Below are 23,711 nucleotides of genomic sequence, written 5' to 3'. Positions count from 1 at the left end.
TGCTCTTTCGTTCACTAAATTGAATTTGTTGCATCGCCTTGGAAATTTGTTGTTTAAGCTTATGAAAGTGCTACAGCTCGCGCTTATCCTCCTCTGGAGGAGGTGGCCGAAGGCCGGAGGAGGATTTCTCGCGAGAAACCGCATGTATATCCCAATTTTTATTATCTTCAATAGGCTAAACTAACCAACTATGAAATTCAGGGCAAGAAGACGTTGGCTTATTATTTTGATTACCATCCTTACGTTGTTCGGCATCGCACTCCTCTTAGTGGAACAGAAAAGTTTTGACTACAAGTCACAAATGCCAAAAGACTTTAATTTTGTAGCGAACTACTACGAGGGAGCGTACATTCTTGATACGTATCATCAAAAGTTAACTGTCGCGTTGGACTGGGACAAGGATACTGTTCTTCCCTTCCAACTGACGAATAAAGAAAAGAAACAGATTTATGATATGATGTGTGATATTGACATCTATCAATATCCTCAAGATTATGGACCAACCTCAAAAGTGATCGTCGATCCAAGTCCGGATTTTAACCTGAAATTTACACTGGATTCCGTTACGTGCATAATTAATTGGGAGGAAAACACCTGGTCGGAAACTAGAGCAGCCAGAAATCTAAGGAAGCTTTTTGATCAATTCTCTGAGATAATAGAAAAGGATAAACGGGTACAAGCTTTGCCGAAATCCCAAAGAGCAGTTTTATAAATATTCAATCAAGAAACCAACTAATTATACCCCATGAAAAGAAGACTAACCAAAGAAGACATCCGCCTTTTGAAGTATGAAAAACGAAACGGTTATGTTTTTGCCGGAATGATTTTAATGGCAGGAGTCCTGTTCAACCTCATCGATCTGGTGATGACAGATATTATTCATCAGCACACCGTGTTGGTAGCTATTGATATGGTTATTATCGGATTGAGCTGGATGACGTTGCATCGGATCAACCGTGATTTGAACCGTGACCTGGAAGCGGGATACCGAACCGTCAGGATGGAAAAAGTCACCGGGAAAATGAAACATACCGCTCATGAAGCCGGAAGTGGTACGTTATCGAATCAGGAAATGAAATCCATCGATAAATTTCAGTTGATCATCAACCAGGCAGCTTATGATGTTTCCCGGGATTTTTTCGATAAAGTCAGCGAAGGTGACGAAGTAGAGATGTATTTTGCGCAACACAGCCATGTATTGTTGGGGCTTGCTTTGTCAGAATTATAGAGCCGAGAAACGCAGAATAGGAGAAGTCGAGAGGGACAGTAAAAGTAATTTTGAATGCTGAATTATAAATGTTGAATTAAAAAATTAGCGTTTCAAACAAGATTCTGCCTTAACCTCGAAGCCAACAATAGGAACAACAGTAACGACAGAAACCACAGGAACAATAAAAACACCAAAGCATAACCTGAAACCTCCTTTCCTCTCATCTGTTATTCCCATAAAACAACTTGACAACAGATGAAACTACGCGTAGCCCGACATACGAACAATTTTACATCACTCATTGAATTTTACTGCGGAGCCCTGGGACTGGAACAATTGGGAGAATTCCGCGATCACGAAGGATACGACGGCATCTTCCTGGGAAAGGAGGGAGCCGGTTGGCATCTGGAATTCACCAAATCAGAGGGGGCACCCAACCATCATTCCGACGATGATGATTTGCTGGTATATTATGTAGAAACGGAGCAGGAATACACAGAGTTGAACCAACAAATCCAAAATAAAGGTTTTCAACCGGTAGAACCAGCCAACCCTTATTGGAAAGCAAACGGAACGACGTATGTCGATCCAGATGGTTTCCGCATTGTTTTGTCCATCCGGAAGTAAAAGACCGTGTTAAACCATTCGCATAAACGTCTGTTGAGGGAATAACTAAAATGCCGGAGGCTGGGGCTCCGGCGAGTACTGGCATAGCTTGAAGAGGAAACGATGAAGAAGGTAATTATAGCGGGAAGTTCGCGAAAAGACGGCGACACGGAAAAGCTGGTCAATCAATTGGCCGACTTATCGGGTTGGGATGTGATTGATTTAAATGATTATCAGTTTGGTTATTACGATTACGAACATTTGAACCGGGATGACGATTACCTTGGGTTGATGCAAAAACTCATTGCAGAATACGATGTGTTTGTCTTTGCCACGCCGGTGTACTGGTATTCCATGAGCGGTATCATGAAGGTATTCTTCGACCGCATTACCGACTTGCTCACCATCGAAAAGGATTTGGGACGAAAACTCCGGGGAAAGAAGATGGCCGCTATCAGCTGTTCGATCGGGAACAACCTGGGGGAAACCTTCTGGCTCCCGTTCTCCGAAACAGCCGGCTACCTCGGCATGGACTACCTGGGACATGTTCACACCATCACCGATAAGGATGAGACAGCCCGGATAGCCGAATTTGTTCAACAGGTGAATGAAGAAAGATGGAAGCCAGTTGATACCGGGAATGTGATCAAATCGTAAGTATAGTCATACGACCACGAAACTTCCATACAGGGTTTCACTGAAATTCCGTAACTTAAAAAACAAGACAGAAATTCAGTTCGTCATAAAACAAAATGCGACCGTATGGAATTCAGTTCGCTTACCATTATTTCCTTACTGGCAATTATTTTAATTGTGCGGTTCTCGTTGCGTCAGCGATATCCGAATCCGACACAACAGATGATGGTATTGGTGGTGTTAAGCCTGCTTGCTGTGGTTTGCATGACATGGGAACGATACTGTGCCGGTTTGGGATTGCCCTGGTGGATATATTATCCGGTGCCTTTGCTGCTGACTTTGTTGTTTCCCATTTTCTGGTTCCGGATGAAACGAAACGAAGCCCTCACATACTTTGTGCTCACTATTTTGGCAGCACCTGTATCACACATGATATACTCGTTACTGGGATGGAAGGAATTCATGCCTTTTATCGAAGTCCCGTCATTGCTCGAACTAATGCCTAAGGTATGAGGAAACTGAATAAGTAGGGGGAATTGTGGAAAAGAGTATCCGGAAACCGGCCGGTCGCCGGGGATATGCTGCAAAGTCCACCTTCTTCGCGTTCTTCGACAGCCCTTTCATCTTAACGAAAGACCTGGGGGGTTAGATCACCCGACGACCGGTACCGGTTAAAATCTTGCTATGGTTGCTTTCGCAACATCCTCATGAATCGATTTCCGGATATGTTGATGTAAAAACGTTGTAATGCAATGATTTATTGTTGTGTTGAAAAAGTTTTGGATATAAAGACCAGAGACACCAGAGGAGAGACAGAAGAAGGAAGACATTCCGGGTTGTGCTTCGGTGTTTTTATTGTTCCTGTTGTTCCTATTGTTTGCTTCGAGGTTAAGGCGGTAGCAGACTTAAAATTCCCGTTCACTTTTACTTTTTACCTTCTTAATTTAACTTTTTTCATTAGTTCTCTTTACTGTAGATCTACGATAGCTATCGGGAGAACGCAAAAGATTCCTGTCTTCAAATCTAGTAACGAACGCCCGAAAAATTGAAAGATTTTGTTAACTTGGGACTGACCTAACAACCAACAAAATGAAGACAGCCAGGATTTTTATTTTTATCCTGTTTCTTATTGTTCTATCTGTTTATTCATGTGAGAACAACGATAATGCAAACGTATCGTATGCCTACGAGGCCGAAGTGCGGGGTCTTAACATGGATTGCGGCTTGTACGAAATAAAAATTACGAAAGGATTGGAAAAGGTGGAGGACATGATTGGTCTTTCGCCGGAAGAAGGCGTTTATATTGCAACGAATTTACCACAGAATTTAGAAGAGCCAGGGTTAATCATACTTCTTGACATGAGAAATCCGACAAGTAATGAACTGGGAATGTGTTCAACGATGGGCTTGTCTTATCCATGGCTATACGTAACCAGGACAGAGAAAAAATAAAGGTATCTCAAAAAAGCGATGAGCCATTTGGCTTTATAACCGAAACACTTTCGACAATTATAAAACCACCAGACTATGACCAAAAAAGTATTGTTTTTAATGATGAGTATTTTAACCTCATTTGTTGTACACGCACAAAAAAGTGAATGCTTAAAAGACTTCGATTACCTGGTTGAAAAGATCAAAAGCGATTATCCGGGTTACAACGATAAGGTAAATAAAGAAACCTTACCCGACCTCAAGCGATTGGAACAGGACCTGAGAAACCGGATCATTCAACATCCCGATTCCTGCCGGAAATACTTCAATCTTTATACCTCGTGGTTCAAAGACTATCATTTGCGGGTGAGCGGGAACCGGGCGAATTTGAACGCAAAGACCAATGAAAAAACGAAAATGCAGCCCCGTTTCTATCCGGTTCATTTGGACAGTATCGATAACACCGGTCAATCAATCGAAGGAATTTGGATCGGCTTTCGGGGAAAGATAGCCATCGCCAAAAAAGACGATGGGCATTACATTGGAGTGGCGGTTCAATATCGAAATTACGAGCGCAACCAGGTAATGTTTGAATTTTCGAAGCCGGAAAACAATATGTTTCCTATGACTTCCTTTAATCCAACGAATTCCCGTACCCCGAACGGTAAGGCTTCATTGCATATCGATAACAACGTATTGGAAATTCATGGTGATACCCGGTTTGTCAGGCAGACCTCTAATGAAATAGCGGACCAGGCTCTTCTCTACTCTTATCTAGCCGAATATCCCAACGGGACAAATAATTATCCGGTTGCCACCACGTTAAGTGACAGCACTTATTATTTGCGTATTCCGAGTTTTGAATCGGAGTGGTCAAATGATGTGGTTATCCGGCATTGGAAGGAGATTACAAGCCGTCCCAATTTAATCATCGACATCCGGTACAATGGAGGCGGTCTGGACACATACTATCAGAAACTGGCTGAACTGTTTTATACCGATCCTTATGAAAGTAAAGGTGTAGAGTGGTATGCAACCAAAGGAAATATACAGTTTTTCGAAGATGTGTTAAAAAACGGGGATATCAGGAATGGAGAAGAGGGAATCAAATGGACGGAAGCCTTGCTACAGGCCATGAAGAAAAATGTCGGTGGTTTTGTAACCCATCCCATGATGGGTGGAGATGGAGAAGTGATAAGAGATACAGTATATCGGTATCCCAGGAAGGTGGGCATCATCATTAATGATGGAAATGCGTCATCTGCCGAACAATTTCTACTGACTGCACAAAACAGCAGAAAAGTAACGTTATTTGGAAATCAACCTACGGCCGGCGTGCTCGATTATTCGAACACTGATATGGTAACACTTCCCTCCGGGAATTACAAACTGATTTATCCATTGACTCGCTCCAAAAGATTACCGGAACATCCGATTGATAACATTGGGATTTCACAGGATGTCATCATACGCTATCCGGCAACGGAACAATTATACGATCGCCTGGACAATTGGGTATATTTTGTGAGAAACTACCTGGAATTGATGGACTAGCACAGAAGCCGGTAAACTTTGATTTGAAGGAAAAGTGAAGTAGGAAATGTACACAATTCGTATATTGCTTAGCTGGTTTCGGGGCACGAGCTTTGGAAAGATGATAACTTAACGCAATCGGTTTTTTATCCGAAGAAACACAAACAAAACAAGCGATTTGAAAACGATGAAACTGGAAACCAAAAGAACGTACCTGCGAAATCTGACGGTCAATGATGCAGCGGATTTCTATCGTCTGAATCTTGATCCCGACGTCTTGAAGTATACAGGAGATGCTCCGTTCCAAGGAGTTGATGACGCCCGGAGATTTCTGGAGCAATACGACCAGTACGAAAAATATGGTGTGGGACGATTGGCAGTTATCGAAAAAGGGACAAATGCTTTTATCGGGTGGTGCGGGCTGAAATACAGTCCCCACATCGATGAGTATGACATTGGCTTCCGGTTTTTCAAAGACGTTTGGAACCAAGGATACGCAACCGAGACAGCCAGTAGGTGCCTGGAGTTTGGTTTCTCTGATTTGAACATTGACGAGATAGTCGGACGAGCCATGACGGAAAATCAGGTATCAATCAAAGTGCTGGAGAAAATCGGGATGACATTCAAACAGCAATTTGATTTTGACGGGCAAGATGGAGTGATTTACCGGATGATGAAAAGTGAATATGATAAAATAAGTGCAACTACAGGCAAGTAGTCCTTATCGCTAACAAAAATGACACCCTTGTCGTAAACATGTCACACGTTAGTCGCAAGCAGCGTAAGGGTTCCAACCTATTTTTACGCTGAACCAAATCAATGAAAATGAAAAACATGAATTTGTCGGAAAGAGTTAAAGAGATTCGAATGAAAAGCGGGTTATCGCAGGAAGTACTGGCAGACGAGACCGGGTTAAGTCTTCGGACCATTCAACGAATTGAAAGCGGGCAAACCGAGCCCAGAGGCGACACGTTAAAGAAACTGGCCAATACACTAAAAGTAACGCCTGACGAGATAATTGATTGGGAAGAACAGACAGACAAAAGCTTTTTGTCAGCTTTGAACGCTTCGTCGCTGGGGTTTATTCTTTTTCCCTTGCTGGGGATTGTCATCCCGCTGTTTCTGTGGATTTTCAAGAAAGGTAAAATCGCAGGTTTAAAGAACCTGATCAGGGAGATACTAAACTTCCAGATAACCTGGACGCTGTTGTTGGTACTGGCTTTTGTAACCTTTACGGGTATAACGATCTACCGGTTTACCAAGGCCCAAGATATGTCGCCCGCGCTGATGATCAATCCAACCATCAAATATGTCGTTTACGGCTTCCTGTATGCCTACAACTTCATTCTTGTCATCATCAACTCCATTCGAATCAAAGAAGAAAAGGAAGCCCGGTACCAACCGAAAATACGATTCATTCGATGAGCAGATTGTATGTTGGAGCCGTTGCCTGGCTGAAATCCCACTTGCCCTCCATTAAAAAGGATTTAGTAACTTGAGAGAGTGCCCGGGAAACAGAATCGTTGTTGGCGGGCCGGGATTGCATGAAAAATGGAGAGATGGTGAAGGAATTGCATATACATACCCACCCGGAAGTCGAACAGATTTTCAATAATTATCCGGAAGGAGTTCGTGACAAAATGCTGTACCTGCGTGAGCTGGTCATTGAAACAGCGAAGGAAACGGACGAGATAACCGAGGTGGAGGAAACACTGAAATGGGGTGAGCCCAGCTATATAACCAAACACGGAAGCACCCTCCGGATGGATTGGAAACCCAAAACGCCGAACCAGTACGCCATGTATTTTCAGTGTACCAGCCGATTGGTGCCAACCTTCAAATTGATGTTTAAAGATATTTTTGACTTTGACGGCAAGAGAGCCATCGTTTTTTCTGTAGATGACGAAGTCCCGGCAGAAGCATTGAAGTTGTGCATCAAAGCCGCTTTGACCTACCACAAAGTAAAGCACCTGCCAACGCTGGGAATTTGAATCAAACCAATTGAGATGGACAATTTTCGCATAGCAGATGGACAATTTTTTCTGATAACTTAAACTATTCCTTTCCCAAATGCTCCAGGTACATCTCGAGCTCAAAACTACACCCGCCTTCTAAATGGAAAGATTTTGTTAACTTGGAATCAACCTAACAACCAACAATATGAAGATATTGGCCATCGAGAAGGAATTGAAAGATGTTGATTGGAAAAGTGAATCCAAGACACTGATTGAAGAGGCAAAATCAGCTTATCATATGATGCTTTCGGGTTATCTGAGAGAAATATACTTCACTGAAAACAAGAATGCTGTTCTCATCCTTGAATGCGAAGATAAATTGAGAGCCAAACGACTTCTGGACGAATTACCACTAGTCCGTAGGGGAATTATCGATTTTAAAATAATAGAATTGCACCCATACACCGGTTTTTCCCGATTAATGGATTCAGAGTAAAAGCTCTACCTGCCGACCCGTTCGGAACGCAGGATATTCAACCTTCTTAAGCAAAATTGTTTTATCTTGAAGCAAATGACAGATATGCTAAACCAAAAGTGAAACTGCTTAACTTTTCTAGATTCGAATGATTATACCAGGCCTTTATTCTCTAGTATCTTTTTCAGATTATCCCTTTTTTTCCAAAACCGGCTTTTGATCTTTTGCATGATCTTGTCAAACTCCGGATTGCTTTTCAACGGTTTCAGGAGCGGGTCCTTTTCCATGAACAGCAAGATCCAGTACTGGTAATTATCTTGTGTGGCGAATACTCTGAGTTGCTCAATTGCCTTGTCGTTTTTCCCTTCGTACGCGTACTTCACCGCCATGCTCGCACTTTTGTAGATTGATTGGTCTTTTTCGCAATATTCAGCATACGCGTTGAAAAATTTTGCGGCCTGTTTATTCAATCCCATCTTTTGGTAAACCCGGGCAATCTTAATATCCTCCTGGGGATAAATATCCAGACCGTTTCTTTCCCTGGCTTTGACAAATTTTTTATAATAATAAAAGGCGCTGTCATATTCTTCGCCGTAATAGTAGAATTTCGCCACTTCCTGCAAGATGTCCAATCGGGTAGTATCCTTATTCCATTCCTTAACCAATCGTTTTTGGGTTTGCTGTATATTGCCATCCCTGGCGTACAGGATATATATTTTCAACAAGGGCGAATAATAATTCTCAGCATCGTAGTCCAGCGATTTATTGATATAAGTAAGCGCTTCTTCCACAAAGCCGTTTTGGATGAGCGCGTTACTCAGAGTCAAATAGATATAGCTTTTGCTGACGGAATCTTTGGCGGCGATATTGAGTTGAATGCCTTTCAAAGCGTACTCCAGGTATTTGTCGGTATTGGGAATAGCACTGGCATATAAACCCGCAAGCATTTGAATCACTGATGATGAATTCGGATTGTATTCCAGGGCCTTCTCAAGATGAGGCAAGGCTAATTGATACTCTTCGGTTTGCATATAGTAGAGCGCCTTGGCCATGAGGCTTTCTGCAGATTTGGGATCGTAAAGCAGCGCCTTGTCAGCAAAGTTGTTGATGAGTTCGGTATAGTGTTTTTGTTTCTGGTCTTCATCGAGAAAATAGTACGAAATGGCAATATGGGCATAGGCCAGGGAAAACTGCGGATCTTCTTCTATCGCCTTCTCAAATAACGGAATAGCCTTTTCCAAACCTTCCCTGGTTCTAGTGTAAAATGGAGTGAGTGCCTGAAGGTAATAATCATAGGCCACCAAATTTTCAGTAGGTATTTTCTCAATTTGTTCCTTTTCGGAAGGCGTTACCTTTGCCTTAATGGCATCTGCAATTTTCCTGGCCACTTCGTTCTGAAGTGCAAATACATCGCCCACTTCACGACTATATTGCTCGCTCCAAATCGGCCGGTCGCCTGATGCGTCAATTAATTGGATATTGAGCAAAACCTGATTTCCAACCCGCTGGCCACTACCTTCTACCAGGTATTTCACGTTGAGCTCGTCAGCGATTTCCGGAATGCCCTTGTTCGTATTCCGATACTGCTCAACCGAGGTTCTGCTAATCACGCGCAGGTCAGCAATTTTTTGCAGGTTATTCAACGTAGATTCCATGAGCCCGTTAACGAAATACAGGTTCAACGAATCGCTGCTTTCATTTTTGAAAGGTAACACCGCAATCGATTTTTCAATATCAGCAGGTACTGTTCTTTTTCTACGGGTAAGTACGACTGACAGAACGATTGTGATTAGAGTCACTGCTGTTACCAGGTGCCACCTGTATTTATTCAAAATATTAACCCGAATATCAGTAGCTTCATCTGCCGGTATTCCTTTTCGTACCTCACCGGGGGAGTACCCATATTGGTCGCGAAAGCATTTGATAAAATAGGAAGTATTCCCAAAACCTACCTGGTCTGAAATTTCAGCAACCGTCAATGTGGTCTGCCGGAGCATCTCCATTCCTTTTGTGAGGCGAACCTGACGAATAAACTGATTCGCAGAAAGCTTAGTATGCGTTTTGATTTTTCGGAGTAGACTGGAACGGCTCATATTCATAGCTTCTGCCAGTTCGGAAACGCCGAATTGTTCATTCGAGATATTCTCAAGAATAACCGCTTCTGCTTTTTGAATGAAGTCTGATCCTAAAATTGATACTTCCGACATGTAATTTCTTATCTAAAACGAAAGTAGAAAAATTAATGCAAATGCAGGGCATTTGGCAATTCCCGGAAAGAATAGAAAAGGCACTTGCTTCAAATTTGTTATTTCTGACTCATATTTTTTATGCCTGACTCAAACTTGACACTTTTGGCTGCATACCTCTTAGGCCTTGCATTCGCGAATGCTTCATCTTTGTAAAACAAATTTCAAAGTCAAAAACTTAAATTATCATGACATGAAAGCACTAAAAATGAATCCATTTAAAATGTTGGTCAGTTTTTCATTCGTTATCCTTTTACTATTCAGTGCATGCGCTCCGTCAGGGGGCAGCAATAACACGAAGGCGGAAAATAAGTCGAAAGCTAAATCAATAACCGAAACGCCCAAAATGGACCTTCAGGCAGCAATCGTTTCCGGCAACCTCGAAGTCGTTAGGCAACACATTGAAGCCGGAACCGATATCAACAGGAAAGATCAAATGAGCGGCTCAACACCTTTAATCACGGCTGCGACCTTCGGAAGAACAGCCATTGCCAAAGCATTAATTGATGCCAATGCCGATTTGGACATTAAAAACAATGAAGGATCGACGGCTCTGCATGCTGCTGCATTCTTTTGCCGTATTGAGATTGTGCAGATGCTTCTTGATGCCGGCGCTGACAAAAACATCAAAAACAACCATGCGGCAACTCCCCGGGATGCCGTTATTGTGTCGTTTGCCCAAATGAAACCCGTTTATGAAACGATTAAGCAGCAATTAGAGCCACTCGGTCTAAAACTCGATTTGAAGGAAGTAGAAATGGCTCGCCCGGTCATTGCCATGATGTTGCAGTAATCGTTTAAGACCTTTGTCCGGACTAAAGTGGAAATTCAACATAGCAGAAAAGAAAAAACCCGAAGAGGGCAGAGTTCGTAAAACGATTTGTTGGTATATTAAGAGCGATGAACAATTGACTAAAAGCACATCATCCCAAAATAATTTGACCTCATGACAAAGAAGCAAACCAAACGAATTATCAGAATCCTATTATTTATCGGAACTGCAATTTCACTGTTTTTTGTGCCATGGATTTTGGTCCGGGCCTGGATAACGCCGCTACCTGATACGGTTCAGGAACAAGTAAATGACGCCATCGGATATGGATTGGACGGGATGATTGTGTACGTGGATGAGGCAGGCAAACCACCGGCATTTTATGCAGCCGGCTGGAAGGACAGAGAGAAAAAGATTCCAGCCGACCCGAACGATCTGTTCAAGATTGCTAGTATCAGTAAGTTATATGTCGCTGTTGCTGTGGCCAAATTAGTCAATGACAAGCGTTTATCATTGGATAAAACGCTTGCTGATTACCTTCCTGAACTTGCAGGAAGGATTGAGAATGCTGATAAAATCACCTTGAGAATGCTGGTGCAGCACCGGAGTGGCATTCCCAATTTTACCGACACTCCCGGCTATTGGGAAAACCCACCGAAAACCAACAGAGAAAATCTTGATTTGGTGCTGGATAAGCCAGCTGAATTTGAACCTGGCAAAAAATATCGATATTCAAATACGAATTATTTGTTGATAGGCGAAATTCTTGATAAAACGCTGGGATATAGCTTTCACCAATATATCAAGAGGGAAATTTTGATGCCACTTAAGCTGAAGAATACCTACGGTTTGCTTAGTGATGTAGATTTAGATAGTGTTATGAGCGGGTATACCGTAGGTTATGATGGCGATTTAAAGCATTATGATTTCACAAGCCCTGCCGGCTCAATGGTCGCTACAGCAGAGGATGTGGGAATATTCCTGAGGGCATTGAACGATGGCTCTTTGCTAAATGATAATGAACAGGCTATTTATTCATCTATATATGAATATGGACATACAGGGCTATTGCCAGGATACTCCAGTATTGCCCGATATTACAAAGATATTGATGCGGTCGTTGTTCAGTTTGTAAATACAAGTGGGGGATACACCTGGAATTTATCGGAAATCGTATACAATCGTATTATCAAAATTTTACGGAAGCAAAGTAGTTTGTAAATTATGAAACCAAATGATTAAGAAAAGGCCGACAGCCAACAAATTGTCGTATGACAGGCGAGAGTGTTAGGCATCGGGGCGCAACGACAACTTAATTAACCGTTAAGCAACATAAAGAATAATGATACTAAGAAAAGCTTATCGATCGATCGATCGGACAGTGGCAACAAACAGGTGGTACTCATTGCTAGAAGAAGTAATAAATAAAGAGTCCATTAGTAATTACAATATACCTGTATTAAAAACAGTAATAAAACATGTTGAAGATAATGGAGGAAGGATTTTGTTCGTAGACAGGCCCAAATTTCCTTCTTCCAATTTATCAAAAAGTGAGAAACAGAGTAATTTTATATTATGGAATAACAGAATAATAAAATTACTATACAACCTCAGACTTATTAGTAATGGCACTAGAGAGAGAGTAACGCGTAGCTATACGCAATCCCCTCTTATCGGGGCGACTCCCAATAAGCTCAGGAAAAATTACATGGTAAATGAAGACTGCGAAAATAAATTTGTTCGGGTAGTCAATGGATATCGTCAAGACACAGAAAAAGAACTTACTGAGAATAGAAATTCCATTTATTTATTCGGGTCATCTCTGGTATATTCAGTTGGTTGTGAAGATAAGGACACTTTATCGTCATTACTGGGAAATGAAATTGGCGATCGCCAGTTTGGTGTCATTAACAGAGGTGTGTTTAGTGCTGATGTTATGAATTCTGCATTTGCCATATTGGACACCCAAATCTCGAAAGGGGATATCATTGTTTTATACGGTTTAAACCCTCTTTCTGAAAAAGAAAAAACAGAATTAAAAAAGGAGGCCAATTTTCTGGACTTGGCAGAAATATTTATGCGTCCGCATAGCTATGGTAATGTGTTTTTTGACCTGGTTCATTTAACCCCGGAGGGGTATAACGCAGTTGCCAGATTCATTGCAAAGGAGATTAAAGATAATCTTAAAAAAAGAACATTTACAGCAATGAATTCATACTCTGATACAGAAAAAAATATATTTCATAAAATTGAGCAATGCAGATTTAGAGCAGCACTTCGCTATATTGACAATGATTTCCCTCATTATATTAATTTTCTGAAATCGAAATATAAACCTGGGAATAATGGAATAGCTGCGATGAATTGTAACCCATTCACATTGGGTCATAGGTATCTTGTATCCACCGCGTCGAAAATGGTTGATACCTTATATGTTTTTGTTGTGGAGGAAGACAAAAGTTACTTCCCCTTCGAACAACGCTTTGAGATGATAAAAGAAGGCTTAAAAAACATTGCTAATGTGGAAGTCGTTCCAACGGGTAAGTTTTTAGTATCATCAATGACCTTTCCTGATTATTTCAGTAAAGAAGAAGGGTTCAATCCCGCTATGAATGTGGCTTATGATTTTGAAATATTCGTCAATTATATTGCTCCTGCTTTAGATCTTCGAAATAGATTTATTGGCAATGAACCATTTTGCAGAACAACGCGGACCCATCATAATATAATGAAGAAAACTTTGCCACAAAAAGGAATCTCTGTTATAGAAATAGAAAGACTGGAAAACAAATTCGGGGCCATAAGTGCATCGACAGTGCGGAAACTAATCAAAGACAAAGAATTTGATAAGCTGGATTCTTTTTTGCCTGGTACATCTATCGATTTATTAACGAGATTCGGATACTTGAACTAAAAATTACTTTGCCTAAAACTGTCTATGCGAAATAGATTAGATTCAAGAGCCTCATTAGTTTATATCAGTTGGATGAGTTTAAAGCCTGCAAGCTTGTACGGTGCATATACGAATCATTGGCAATAACGGTAAAATAGGACAAACAAAAAGCCAATACATAACAATCACACCCAAAATCTGCAGTTCACCCCCAAAATGATGCAGTTGGTCAAAAAAATTTCGCATTTCCTTTGAGGCAAACATCCTTTGCTTCAAAAAGAGAAGGATGAAAAGAGTTATTTTAATCGCTTTAGTGATTCAATGTGTTGGCCTTTCGCATTTGTGGGGACAGGTGACAACCCCGAATACCAGTCAGCAAAGGATAAAACATGTTTCGGAATCCGGTTCCCGACCGAAATCCAAAGAGACGAAAACGATCCGGGGAAAAATTATCGACGAAACAGGAGAGCCCATTACGGGTGCCACGATTTCCATACCGGAAACAACCGTTGGAACCGTCAGCAACCAAAATGGATTGTTTCAGTTATCCATTCCTGCTGGTACCCAATCATTGACGATTTCGTTTATCGGTTATGCGACTCAGGAAGTTGCTCCGGAAAGCCAAATGAAGATAACCCTTCATCCTGACACCACCCAAATCAACCAGGTCGATGTTGTTGCCCAACAGCCCAATGTCCAGGTAACGGCTGCGAAAACTACGATTTATCCGTCCTTGTCGCCGACCACTTCTTCGGGAAGTGCTTATTCGGTATTGAAGAACTTACCCGGGGTGATTATCAACAGTGATGGTTCGTTGTATCTCAACGGAAAGTCAGGAGTGAAAATCCTGGTCGACGGTAAAAACTCCTATTTGAGCGGAACCGATTTGGTTAATTACCTGATGTCACTTCCGGCCAGCTCACTGAAGAAAATCGATCTGATTACACATCCGTCGGCCAAATACGAAGCGGCAGGGAATGCCGGAATTATTGATATCTCCACGCAGAAGACTAATGCCGTCGGATACAACCTGAATGTCAACACCAATTACGAAAAGGGTAAGTACGGACGAGCCAACAACAACGTGGCGTTTGGGTACCGGCAAAACAAGTGGAACGCAAATGGCATGTATGGTTACTATCAGGGAAGCAACTATGTTGATTTGACCATTACCCGTGATTTCCCGGCAACAGCGACCGAACCATTGACTTTTTTCGATCAGGATTCGTACCGTAAACGGGAAAACAGATCGCACTATTTCAATTTGGGAGTTGATTTCTATGCCACTCCAAAAACCACGTTGGGGATGACGGTTAGAGGAAGCTCCACGAACAACAAGGAAAACGGTACCCTCCATTCGGTGTTTCACACGTTAACAACATCAAACGATTCGACCATTCAATCGTTAACCAACAACGATGCTAACCGGAAGAACCTGACTTCTTCTCTGTACATCCAACATCAAATCGATTCGTTGGGAAAAGAAATTTCGGCTTCGGCCAACGGACTCTACTATTCGGCGAACGAAACCCAGTTTCATCAGGATGTGATGAGCCGAACGTCGGGCCCGTCGTCGGAGGATGTCTCGCAGGCGCTAAAGGACGGCTCCATCAAGATGTACTCGGGCCGGGCAGACCTGGTTTACCCCATCAATCACCAATGGCGTTTCGATGCCGGGGCCAAAAGTGATATCGTGAATATCAACGATGGTGCCAACTACGAAAACAGACAGAACGGACAATGGATAACCGATCCCGGATTGAGCACGATGTTTAATTACCGGGAAAACATCAATGCTTTGTACGTTAGTGGTAAAATGCAGAAGAAACCCTGGACGGCCGAACTCGGTTTACGGGTGGAGAATACCAACGTTGAAGCTGGTTCGGTGAGCCAATCATACACCAACTACTTCCCGAATTTGTTATTGAGCTGGCAATTGCCCAACACCAACGCATTGAACCTGACGTATGACAAACGCATCGATCGCCCCAACTATCATGACCTGAATCCGTTTGTGTATGTCTTCGATGGCTACACCTACGAGCAGGGGAACACGGGGTTAAAACCTCAGTTTACCAACCGGTTCATTTTCTCGTACACCATTCGGAAAGCGTACAAGCTCAGTCTGTTCTATACCAACACCACGCAGGCCATTATCAAGTCGTATTTTATACAGCCCGGTACCAAACGGGTACTGGTCATGCCCACGAATATGTCGTCGCATCATTCGTATGGCATCCAGGGCGATGCCGCTCAGTTGGCGCTGACAAAATGGTGGAAAACAAGCCTGCATACTCAACTGGCACAAGACAATTACCAATGGATGGAAAACGGTTCGACACTCAGAAATGAAGGTTGGTCATTTCAGGCGGGACTGCAAAACCGGATCAGTCTGCCGTGGGGATGGTCGGGCGAAGTGAGCGGTTTTTACAATAGCCGGATGGCGAACGGGCAAATCGATGTGTTACCAACGTGGCAGGTTTCCGGCGGCATTCAAAAGAGCTTGTTCCACCGAAAGGCTACCCTTAGCATCTTTTCGAATGATTGGTTTCATTCGAACCATACCCGCATAAAAGGGGTTATTACCGGAGGACACGTCACCACCAATGAGTTTGACGACCACACGGTTTTAGGCGTTTCGTTCACCTGGCATTTCAAAAAAGGGGCCGATGTGAAAAAGGTCAAAGACAAAAAGGGGATTGATTCCAAACGAATATCTTTGTAAATAGTCAATCAGCGATTTATGAAACAAAGCAGTAAATGGTTCTGGATTTCACCGGTCATTTTTGGGATTACGGTACTGGGAACGATTCGGATCATAAACGATATACCCAAGGATGTAAAATTCTGGCAACGTCCGCTGTCTGTAAATGTCATCGAATTCGTATCGATTATTGTTATCTCGTTCGGCATTGAATACTTTTTGCAGCAGTTTGTCAAACGCAACAAGAGGGCAAAAGAAATGTCGATACGGCATTTGGTGTTTGAATATCTACTGATCATGCTGGCGGGGATGATCATCACCATTCCGATTCTCTACGGTATTCATTATATGACAAACGATCCGGTAGGAACCGACGATCTCGTTATTGCCGAAGTGTCGATGACCTTGCTGATTATTATTTATTATTCCATTTTCAGAGGAGGCGATTTGCTACAGGGGTACGTCGATCAAAAAACACTGACGCAGCAAATCAGGAACACCCAAATGGAAACCGAGTTGAAATTCCTGAAAGCGCAGTTTCATCCCCATTTCCTGTTCAATGCGCTCAATGCCATTTATTTTCAGATTGACGAAAACAACGAAGCGCCGCGAAAATCCATCGAGCTGCTATCCGAGCTGTTGCGTTACCAGCTGTACGACATCAACCAGACTGTAAAGCTGGAGCAGGAGTTCGACTTCATTCGTCATTACATCGAATTTCAAAAAGTACGAATGAACGAATCGTTTCAGTTAACGGTCAGTTTCGACCCTGCTTTACGTGAGCAGAAAATTCATCCGTTGCTGTTGTTTCCCTTGGTTGAAAATGCGTACAAATACGTCGGCGGAGAATATTGGATCAAGATTGAAGCCCGTTTGCAGCAAGGCCGTTTGTGTTTTACGGTCGAAAATGCCATTCCGCCAACTCCGCCGACGAAAAAAAAGAAAGCAAACGGCATTGGTCTCGAAAATTTACACCGGAGGCTCAACCTGCTGTATCCGGGAAAGCATTTCTTCGGGACGAAGAAAACCGATCATTCATTCATCGCTAATTTGAAAATAGAATGCTAAAGTTACGATGCGTTATTACCGACGATGAGCCCATGGCCCGAAAAGGCTTGCAGGGATATATCGAAAAGCTTGGCTTTTTGGAACTGGTTGCTGTATGCCAGGATGCCGTTCAATTGGGGAATGTGTTGAAGGAGCAAGCAGTCGATTTGATTTTCCTGGACATCGAAATGCCGTATCTATCCGGTGTTGATTTTCTTTCGGGAATTGCTCATCCGCCCAAAGTCATTATTGTGAGTGCCTACGAGCAATATGCCCTGAAAGGTTACGAACTGGATGTGGCCGATTACTTGCTGAAACCGGTTTCGTTCGAGCGTTTTCTGAAAGCGGTGAACAAAGTCTATGACCAGTTTGAAAAGGAAAACAGGGATCAGGCACAACCCGGTTCTACTTTCGTCAAAACAAGCCAGAAGTACGAGAAGGTGAATTTTGAGGATATTCTTTTCATTGAAGGAATGGAAAATTATATCTCGATACAAACAGCAGATAATAAATTTATTGCCCATTATAAATTGAGCGCATTCATTGAAAAATTACCACCACGAAACTTTGTTCAGATTCATAAATCGTTTGTGGTGAATATTGACAAAGTCACCTCGCTGGAAGGCAATCAATTGGGAATCGGCAGCTACAAATTGCCGGTTTCCCGGAATTACTCGGCGCAGATACGGGAGATGCTGTTGAAACAGTAGCTAATAAAGCATATTCATTACTTTAGGTCAACAAAAGTATTTACGGCAGCAGGGCCGTACGGAAGGGCAATTGTCAATAGTAATGTTAATCATTGCTCTGTTTTTGAAGAAACATAGGCTAATTCTTTAGTCATCAATATAAATACATCACAAACTTAGGTCAGAAAATGAAAAAAGTAGTCGTTACAGGTTCATCCGGAAAACTCGGAAAAGAGATAGTCAGGAAATTAAGAGAGCAAGATTACGAAGTTTTAGGAATCGATTTAATTCCATCTGAAACAACAGATGGTCTATTTGATATTCGGGATGGAAAATTAATGGAAGATGTAACCAAAGGTTATGATGCCATCATTCATACGGCGGCATTACATGGCAAACACACTGACTTGAATTATCCCCGCGAAGAGTTTATCGAAACAAATATCACTGGAACGCTTAATTTGTTGTCGGCTTGTGTTGTTAATGGGATTAAAAAATTCCTATACACAAGCACGACATCAATTTACGGAACAGCAATGGTTAACGAAAAACAAGCAGTTTGGGTTGATGAAGGTTTAACGCCCCAACCGAGGGATATATACGACATAACCAAATTGACGTGTGAATTGCTTTGCAAAGACTATTTTGAGAAGGAGAAAATTGAAACGACCGTTTTAAGAGTATCCAGATTCTTACCGGAAGACGAGAACACAAAAGCCAATCACAGAATTTACAGAGGACTTGATGAAGAAGACGGTGCCATGGGACACTTGCTGGCATTGGAAAAGCGTTTCGATTCGTTTCAGATTTACAATATTTCAAATGAAAGTCCTTTTCAGAAGGAAGACTTAGTCGATTTATATACGAACCCCCGAAAAGTAATGACGAAGTACTATCCTGACATCGAACAGATTTATGCTGATAAGAACTGGGAGTTTTTAGATAAAATAGACAGAGTTTACTCCATCGAAAAGGCTAAGAAAGAGTTGAACTTTAGACCAACTAAAAACTTTGATGCTTTTTTGAAATAGCAAAGACTAACACTTGTTGCTTCTGAGTCCTGTCACCCCCTTTCCCCAAATCTTCAACCATTTCAGCAGCCCGAAACCCCACCCATCCGGGCACTGGAAATATTTTGTTAATTTGGTTGCGCCCAAAAATCCAAAAAATGAAGACGGAAAATCTGACGGCTTGACGGGAAAAATGAAATTATGAATAAACGACCAGGCTTCGTGCGGTTTTGAAAGTTTCCAGCTTTTAATCCCTTACTCCACTTACATAAACCTTTAACCGTAATTAAAATGAGACGAGTAACATTAATCATATTGATAACCTTTTCATTGACAAATTTGTCTTTCGGACAGACAATTCAGGAAATTTTCAAAGCTCTGCCATTGAATTACACTGGCGAATTGACAACTGAAGCTAAGGACTCATTAATAGAGCAAGAAACCTACACGATTCCAGGCGGTGACAGTGATGAGACGGAGAAAGTTGATTACTCAGCCGGAAAAGACTACATAAGACTGGATTATTACTATACTACCGGACAAAGTGGATTTATCGTCATTGAATTAAGGAGATTTCAAAAGGCTGACGGTTCTTTTGTTGTTGTCTACTCAAAATACGGTGGAGCAGAAAGAGCATATGACCAGGATTCTCTGCTCACATTTGACTATGAGAATGGAACGCTAAAACAAAATGAGAATCTTGGGCTTCCCGAAAATTTAAAAACAAGAGCGTTTTTGAAAGACAACCTCCCCGACAGCTTGAAAGAAGAAAAGATTACGCTGAGCACAAGCTACAATTTGAAGCCAAAAGAAACGAATGGTGTTGAATACGAGGTTGATCCACAAAGTGATCAATTTATTAAGTGGATTAAAACAGAGAGGATCTTGTTTACGTGGAATGGGAAAAGATTTGAAAAAAGAGAAGAATAACTACCGCCAATAATTTGTAAATTGCTTTGTGGGGGCTGCGGCGTGCGCTGTCTCTGCTCCTTTCTTGACTGTCATGTTCTGGCGGACACTGACGCTCTTCCCCGAAAATTCGGGGCTGAAGTATAGGAACGCAACGACAACTTACAAGTGACCGTTGCGAATGAGTTTAAGTTCTGACAATCAATATCTTTGGAGATGAATATAAAGGACAAAAGCAGACAAGAATACACAGCAAGAATAAATAGAGTGATTGACTATATTGAGAAGCATTTAAACGATGATATTACACTTGATAAAATTGCTCAAATTGCTTGTTTTTCACCGTTTCATTTTCACCGTATTTTCTCAATTTTAACAAATGAAACAATAAATGCTTTTATTCAACGAAAACGAATTGAAAAAGCAGCACAACAACTTATAAATGAGGAAAATGTTTCAATAAGCGAAGTGGCTTATAATTGTGGGTTTGGTAGTATTGCTCATTTTAGCCGAACATTTCGTAAATTTTTTGGTATGACTGCCAAAGAATTTAGGAAAACAGAGAAAGCAATTTTTGCAAAAGACGGTTTATATTTTAGCAAGAATGGTCAACTGACCCGCAAGATAAATCAAATGGGTCCAGATTATAAAGAGCAACTTTGCAGTGATAGTTTTAATCAATTTGATCACTCAAATTTTATAATTATGGACACAAAAATCGAAATTAAAGAGATGCCTGATATTAATGTAGTTTACTTTAGGCACACAGGTCAGTTTAACCAAATCGGGAAAGCTTATGAAAAGCTCATGAAATGGGCGGGGCCACGAGGTTTATTAAATTTTCCGGAAACAAAAACAATTACTGTTTATCACGATGATCCTACTATAACTGCGATTGAACAGGTTCGTCAAAGTGCATGTATTACTGTAGATAATGATGTGAGGGTTGACGGCGAGATTGGCAAAATGAAATTAGAAGGCGGCAAATATGCTGTCGGTCACTTTGAAATTGATGAGAAAGGATTTGAGAAAGCTTGGAATACAATGTGCTTATGGTTTACAGAAAGTGGATATCAGCCAAGGGATGGTTACCCATATGAGTTATATTACAATTCGCCGGAGGAAGACGCAAGATGCAGATTTGTCCTGGATATATGTATTCCAGTGAAAACGTTATAGTTTCTTGTCCGAGGAACAAAGTAAACAATAGAGCGGTTGAGTTTTCATCTATCGCTCTATTAGGTTTTATTATGAATGACGGACTAATAATAAGAAAAAACCAGCGCCTAATACGGTATGAAAATAATAGCCGAAATAACAGTAGTTTCATAGGCTGTAGCCCGATTCAACTTAGTTGTAACTTGACAGGGAGGTGCCACGCAGTCGGGTACTATTTTTATACTAATCGTTATGGCGCATTAAAGAATGAACGATGAATGAAGATTCCGCTTTGACTTTGACAAAAGCTTATGACAATGAAGAACGGATTGATATTGAAAGAGCAAAAGAAATGTTGACCAAATCTGAACTTGTAAATAAGCTTTTGATTGCTCCTAAACAAAGACCTGAATTATTTGTAGGCATTCGAGCTTATGAGTGGCGATTAACTGAATTATCGGAAATACCTCTTATTGGTTCATTAAAGAAAGTCCGGGATTGGGTAGATCTTTTGGTCGACAAAACGTATACACCTGAAGGTTTTTCATTGACAGGAGACAGAGATGGTATATTGGCCTGCCATAACGCTATGATTACAACTATTCTTTTAAAAACCGGATATAATGACAAAGATAAAATTCAGTCGGGGATAAATTGGATACTTAACTATCAAAGTACTGAAAGAGGTGTAGAATGTAAATGGACAGGCAAAGATTTATATACACGCTTTGGAGGTTGCATGAAAAAAACACCCTGTTTTTACGGAGTTGTAAAATCAATGATAACCCTAACCGAATATAGAAAACGATTTGGAAGCTCTGTCAATATGGATGAAAAGCTAAGATATGGATTGGAATATATCTTGAAACACAAAGTATTCAAAAAATTGTCGACAGATCAGCCAATAGAGAGTTCGATAATAAGGAATTTTTATCCCTACTCTTATAAATCCAATCTAATAGAAATATTGACACTACTAAAATCAAACAATTTGTATAATGATCCCAATTGCAGGGAAGCGATTGGAATATTGACTCAAAAAAGGTACAGTGACGGATTTTGGCGATCAGAAGTGTCACAAATGAAATCGGCATGGGTTGATTTTGATCCATTAAATAAACCTGGCTTATGGATAAGTTACGTGATTGGTAATTTATTAGGATTAAATGAGAAAAAAACGTACCATAACAATGTAAAAAAATAATAATTGGAAAAATAGTAAATTCTGAGGTTGTAGTCTGTTTCAACTTTCTTGTAACTTGACAGAAAATTACCACGTTCCGATGCATTGGGACCACTACTCATACAATTTTCCGTTACCAAACAGCATACGAAACTGTTTTCGAAACAATCGGACACACACCAATGCCCGCCAGGCGCCACTCCAGCGCGAGAAGTAAACTGACAACCATTGCCCCAGCTGAATTTCTCTCCAAACGAAAAATGAAACCCAAAAGATTTTGTTAACTTGGGCGCAGCATAACGACCAACAAAATGAAAACAGAAAATTCGACCAGTCATTATCCGATCTTTAATTACATAAGAAAGGTTTCCTATCTGTATTAGGAATGAACAAGCAATAATGTTCTTCACGACTCAACAGGATAGGTATTTCTATGCGTATAACAAAATGTCAACCAGATCAGAAAAATGGCAACCGTATTGCTATATACTAGTTGGCAATTATTCAAAAAGGAAACGATGAAAACAATTTTGACAATTTTAATGAGCATTTTGACTTTAGCAGTATTTGGTCAAGATACTACCTACTACGCCAATAATGGCGATAGAGTAAATTCTTTGAAATCATGTGACAGGTATGAGATTTTAGAACGAGATCAAACCGATACAAATAAAGTTGTTGTAAAAGTATACTTTAAGTCAGGACAAATTGAATCTGAGAGAAACTACAATCCCTATTGCAAAAGAAGATTAGATGGTAAAAGAAAAGAATGGTACAAGAATGGACAAATCCGGATGAACGTAGATTATAAAAACGGAAAATTGAATGGACAAGTGTTGACTTATTGGGAAAATGGGCAACTTAAAAGACACGACTATTTTGAGAATGGAAAACTAATTAAAGGAAAAGTTTGGAACTTTGACGGAAGAGAAACAGAATATTATGACTTTGAAATCAAACCAAAGTTTCCCGGCGGAACTGATGGCCTTGTCCAATACCTGGGAGCAAAACTTAAATACCCAAGGAAATCACAAAAGAAAGGAATTGAAGGATGGGTATACGTGCACTTTGTTGTGGGGAAAGACGGAAATGTTTCACACGTAAAAGTTGTTAAAGGCATAAACAAAGAAATGGACGCCGAAGCTGTTAAAGTAGTTAAGGGAATGCCCAAATGGGAACCCGGAATGGAAGATGGTAGAAAAGTCTCCAGAAGCTTTTATTTACCAGTTAGGTTTAGATTAACCAGACAGTAAA

General features: G+C 41.1%; 23 protein-coding genes. 22 read left to right on the top strand and 1 reads right to left on the bottom strand.

Annotated elements, in window-relative coordinates; all coding sequences use genetic code 11:
• The first annotated feature begins 190 nt into the window (after nucleotides 1-190).
• From T426_RS0120405 to T426_RS24560, 11 genes are all read left to right on the top strand, one after another.
• On the top strand, nucleotides 191-712 hold the full coding sequence (locus T426_RS0120405) for a hypothetical protein (RefSeq protein ID WP_025866014.1): 522 nt from the start codon (nucleotides 191-193) through the stop codon (nucleotides 710-712).
• Between the two features lie 33 nt (nucleotides 713-745).
• Nucleotides 746-1,228 (top strand): hypothetical protein, encoded by a 483-nt coding sequence (locus tag T426_RS0120400; protein WP_025866015.1) that lies wholly within the window; start codon nucleotides 746-748, stop codon nucleotides 1,226-1,228.
• A 237-nt stretch (nucleotides 1,229-1,465) separates the two neighbouring features.
• Nucleotides 1,466-1,837 (top strand): VOC family protein, encoded by a 372-nt coding sequence (locus T426_RS0120395; protein WP_025866016.1) that lies wholly within the window; start codon nucleotides 1,466-1,468, stop codon nucleotides 1,835-1,837.
• Between the two features lie 102 nt (nucleotides 1,838-1,939).
• The gene (locus T426_RS24570; protein WP_051569053.1) at nucleotides 1,940-2,473 is read left to right on the top strand and encodes a flavodoxin family protein; all 534 of its coding nucleotides are present in this window, start codon (nucleotides 1,940-1,942) and stop codon (nucleotides 2,471-2,473) included.
• A gap of 105 nt (nucleotides 2,474-2,578) precedes the next feature.
• Entirely contained in the window at nucleotides 2,579-2,965 is a 387-nt protein-coding gene (locus T426_RS0120385) for a hypothetical protein (RefSeq protein WP_025866017.1), read from the top strand.
• Between the two features lie 576 nt (nucleotides 2,966-3,541).
• Nucleotides 3,542-3,904 (top strand): hypothetical protein, encoded by a 363-nt coding sequence (locus tag T426_RS0120380; protein WP_025866019.1) that lies wholly within the window; start codon nucleotides 3,542-3,544, stop codon nucleotides 3,902-3,904.
• 75 nt (nucleotides 3,905-3,979) lie between these two features.
• The gene (locus T426_RS25390; protein WP_025866020.1) at nucleotides 3,980-5,437 is read left to right on the top strand and encodes a S41 family peptidase; all 1,458 of its coding nucleotides are present in this window, start codon (nucleotides 3,980-3,982) and stop codon (nucleotides 5,435-5,437) included.
• 166 nt (nucleotides 5,438-5,603) lie between these two features.
• Nucleotides 5,604-6,134 (top strand): GNAT family N-acetyltransferase, encoded by a 531-nt coding sequence (locus T426_RS0120370; RefSeq protein ID WP_025866021.1) that lies wholly within the window; start codon nucleotides 5,604-5,606, stop codon nucleotides 6,132-6,134.
• A gap of 107 nt (nucleotides 6,135-6,241) precedes the next feature.
• Nucleotides 6,242-6,841 carry a helix-turn-helix domain-containing protein gene (locus T426_RS0120365; RefSeq protein ID WP_025866022.1) on the top strand — a complete coding sequence of 200 codons (600 nt, stop codon included), beginning with the start codon at nucleotides 6,242-6,244 and terminating at the stop codon, nucleotides 6,839-6,841.
• Nucleotides 6,842-6,975: 134 nt separating this feature from the next.
• Nucleotides 6,976-7,407, top strand: a complete 432-nt coding sequence (locus T426_RS0120360) for a DUF1801 domain-containing protein (RefSeq protein WP_081782537.1) — start codon at nucleotides 6,976-6,978, stop codon at nucleotides 7,405-7,407.
• Between the two features lie 169 nt (nucleotides 7,408-7,576).
• Complete coding sequence (locus T426_RS24560) at nucleotides 7,577-7,867, top strand: hypothetical protein (RefSeq protein WP_025866024.1); 291 nt, start codon at nucleotides 7,577-7,579, stop codon at nucleotides 7,865-7,867.
• A gap of 131 nt (nucleotides 7,868-7,998) precedes the next feature.
• On the opposite strand, the gene T426_RS0120350 is transcribed toward T426_RS24560, so the two are convergent.
• The gene (locus T426_RS0120350; RefSeq protein WP_025866025.1) at nucleotides 7,999-10,053 is read right to left on the bottom strand and encodes a helix-turn-helix domain-containing protein; all 2,055 of its coding nucleotides are present in this window, start codon (nucleotides 10,051-10,053) and stop codon (nucleotides 7,999-8,001) included.
• A gap of 232 nt (nucleotides 10,054-10,285) precedes the next feature.
• Here T426_RS0120350 and T426_RS0120345 point away from each other — a divergent pair, with 232 nt between their 5' ends.
• The 11 genes from T426_RS0120345 to T426_RS25380 all read left to right on the top strand — a co-directional run bounded on the left by T426_RS0120345 (nucleotide 10,286) and on the right by T426_RS25380 (nucleotide 23,710).
• Complete coding sequence (locus T426_RS0120345) at nucleotides 10,286-10,885, top strand: ankyrin repeat domain-containing protein (protein ID WP_027586213.1); 600 nt, start codon at nucleotides 10,286-10,288, stop codon at nucleotides 10,883-10,885.
• Nucleotides 10,886-11,038: 153 nt separating this feature from the next.
• Nucleotides 11,039-12,085 (top strand): serine hydrolase domain-containing protein, encoded by a 1,047-nt coding sequence (locus tag T426_RS0120340; RefSeq protein ID WP_027586212.1) that lies wholly within the window; start codon nucleotides 11,039-11,041, stop codon nucleotides 12,083-12,085.
• A gap of 184 nt (nucleotides 12,086-12,269) precedes the next feature.
• The gene (locus T426_RS25385) at nucleotides 12,270-13,778 is read left to right on the top strand and encodes an adenylyltransferase/cytidyltransferase family protein (RefSeq protein ID WP_169737704.1); all 1,509 of its coding nucleotides are present in this window, start codon (nucleotides 12,270-12,272) and stop codon (nucleotides 13,776-13,778) included.
• A gap of 265 nt (nucleotides 13,779-14,043) precedes the next feature.
• A complete protein-coding gene (locus tag T426_RS0120330; protein ID WP_027586211.1) occupies nucleotides 14,044-16,482 on the top strand; it encodes a TonB-dependent receptor domain-containing protein in 2,439 nt (812 codons plus the stop codon).
• 18 nt (nucleotides 16,483-16,500) lie between these two features.
• Nucleotides 16,501-17,529, top strand: a complete 1,029-nt coding sequence (locus T426_RS0120325; protein WP_025866029.1) for a sensor histidine kinase — start codon at nucleotides 16,501-16,503, stop codon at nucleotides 17,527-17,529.
• Complete coding sequence (locus T426_RS0120320; protein WP_027586210.1) at nucleotides 17,523-18,218, top strand: LytR/AlgR family response regulator transcription factor; 696 nt, start codon at nucleotides 17,523-17,525, stop codon at nucleotides 18,216-18,218. Before T426_RS0120325 ends, T426_RS0120320 begins: the two co-directional genes overlap by 7 nt.
• 167 nt (nucleotides 18,219-18,385) lie before the next feature.
• Entirely contained in the window at nucleotides 18,386-19,228 is an 843-nt protein-coding gene (locus tag T426_RS24550) for an NAD-dependent epimerase/dehydratase family protein (RefSeq protein ID WP_025866030.1), read from the top strand.
• 270 nt (nucleotides 19,229-19,498) lie between these two features.
• Nucleotides 19,499-20,137: a hypothetical protein gene (locus T426_RS0120310; RefSeq protein ID WP_027586209.1), complete on the top strand. Its 639-nt coding sequence runs from the start codon at nucleotides 19,499-19,501 to the stop codon at nucleotides 20,135-20,137.
• 195 nt (nucleotides 20,138-20,332) lie between these two features.
• Nucleotides 20,333-21,295 carry an AraC family transcriptional regulator gene (locus T426_RS0120305; protein ID WP_025866126.1) on the top strand — a complete coding sequence of 321 codons (963 nt, stop codon included), beginning with the start codon at nucleotides 20,333-20,335 and terminating at the stop codon, nucleotides 21,293-21,295.
• A 253-nt stretch (nucleotides 21,296-21,548) separates the two neighbouring features.
• Nucleotides 21,549-22,478 (top strand): hypothetical protein, encoded by a 930-nt coding sequence (locus tag T426_RS24545; RefSeq protein WP_025866125.1) that lies wholly within the window; start codon nucleotides 21,549-21,551, stop codon nucleotides 22,476-22,478.
• Between the two features lie 497 nt (nucleotides 22,479-22,975).
• Nucleotides 22,976-23,710, top strand: a complete 735-nt coding sequence (locus T426_RS25380) for an energy transducer TonB (protein ID WP_159103388.1) — start codon at nucleotides 22,976-22,978, stop codon at nucleotides 23,708-23,710.
• The last annotated feature ends 1 nt before the right edge of the window (nucleotide 23,711 follow it).

The organism is Prolixibacter bellariivorans ATCC BAA-1284 (genome assembly GCF_000621705.1).
Taxonomy (GTDB): domain Bacteria; phylum Bacteroidota; class Bacteroidia; order Bacteroidales; family Prolixibacteraceae; genus Prolixibacter; species Prolixibacter bellariivorans.
The sequence above is the reverse complement of the archived record's forward strand: the minus strand, read 5'-3'. Positions and strand labels throughout refer to the sequence as shown.

Excerpts from the sequence above, each read along its gene's own strand:
- T426_RS0120380 (WP_025866019.1), top strand. The coding sequence starts at position 3,542 with ATGAAGACAGCCAGGATTTTTATTTTTATCCTGTTTCTTATTGTTCTA.
- T426_RS0120330 (WP_027586211.1), top strand. The coding sequence starts at position 14,044 with ATGAAAAGAGTTATTTTAATCGCTTTAGTGATTCAATGTGTTGGCCTT.
- T426_RS0120405 (WP_025866014.1), top strand. The coding sequence starts at position 191 with ATGAAATTCAGGGCAAGAAGACGTTGGCTTATTATTTTGATTACCATC.
- T426_RS0120320 (WP_027586210.1), top strand. The coding sequence starts at position 17,523 with ATGCTAAAGTTACGATGCGTTATTACCGACGATGAGCCCATGGCCCGA.
- T426_RS0120350 (WP_025866025.1), bottom strand. The coding sequence starts at position 10,053 with ATGTCGGAAGTATCAATTTTAGGATCAGACTTCATTCAAAAAGCAGAA.
- T426_RS0120340 (WP_027586212.1), top strand. The coding sequence starts at position 11,039 with ATGACAAAGAAGCAAACCAAACGAATTATCAGAATCCTATTATTTATC.
- T426_RS0120305 (WP_025866126.1), top strand. The coding sequence starts at position 20,333 with ATGAATATAAAGGACAAAAGCAGACAAGAATACACAGCAAGAATAAAT.
- T426_RS25380 (WP_159103388.1), top strand. The coding sequence starts at position 22,976 with ATGAAAACAATTTTGACAATTTTAATGAGCATTTTGACTTTAGCAGTA.
- T426_RS0120370 (WP_025866021.1), top strand. The coding sequence starts at position 5,604 with ATGAAACTGGAAACCAAAAGAACGTACCTGCGAAATCTGACGGTCAAT.
- T426_RS24560 (WP_025866024.1), top strand. The coding sequence starts at position 7,577 with ATGAAGATATTGGCCATCGAGAAGGAATTGAAAGATGTTGATTGGAAA.
- T426_RS0120310 (WP_027586209.1), top strand. The coding sequence starts at position 19,499 with ATGAGACGAGTAACATTAATCATATTGATAACCTTTTCATTGACAAAT.
- T426_RS24550 (WP_025866030.1), top strand. The coding sequence starts at position 18,386 with ATGAAAAAAGTAGTCGTTACAGGTTCATCCGGAAAACTCGGAAAAGAG.
- T426_RS0120325 (WP_025866029.1), top strand. The coding sequence starts at position 16,501 with ATGAAACAAAGCAGTAAATGGTTCTGGATTTCACCGGTCATTTTTGGG.
- T426_RS0120345 (WP_027586213.1), top strand. The coding sequence starts at position 10,286 with ATGAAAGCACTAAAAATGAATCCATTTAAAATGTTGGTCAGTTTTTCA.
- T426_RS25390 (WP_025866020.1), top strand. The coding sequence starts at position 3,980 with ATGACCAAAAAAGTATTGTTTTTAATGATGAGTATTTTAACCTCATTT.
- T426_RS0120365 (WP_025866022.1), top strand. The coding sequence starts at position 6,242 with ATGAAAAACATGAATTTGTCGGAAAGAGTTAAAGAGATTCGAATGAAA.
- T426_RS24570 (WP_051569053.1), top strand. The coding sequence starts at position 1,940 with ATGAAGAAGGTAATTATAGCGGGAAGTTCGCGAAAAGACGGCGACACG.
- T426_RS24545 (WP_025866125.1), top strand. The coding sequence starts at position 21,549 with ATGAATGAAGATTCCGCTTTGACTTTGACAAAAGCTTATGACAATGAA.
- T426_RS0120400 (WP_025866015.1), top strand. The coding sequence starts at position 746 with ATGAAAAGAAGACTAACCAAAGAAGACATCCGCCTTTTGAAGTATGAA.
- T426_RS0120360 (WP_081782537.1), top strand. The coding sequence starts at position 6,976 with ATGGTGAAGGAATTGCATATACATACCCACCCGGAAGTCGAACAGATT.
- T426_RS0120395 (WP_025866016.1), top strand. The coding sequence starts at position 1,466 with ATGAAACTACGCGTAGCCCGACATACGAACAATTTTACATCACTCATT.
- T426_RS0120385 (WP_025866017.1), top strand. The coding sequence starts at position 2,579 with ATGGAATTCAGTTCGCTTACCATTATTTCCTTACTGGCAATTATTTTA.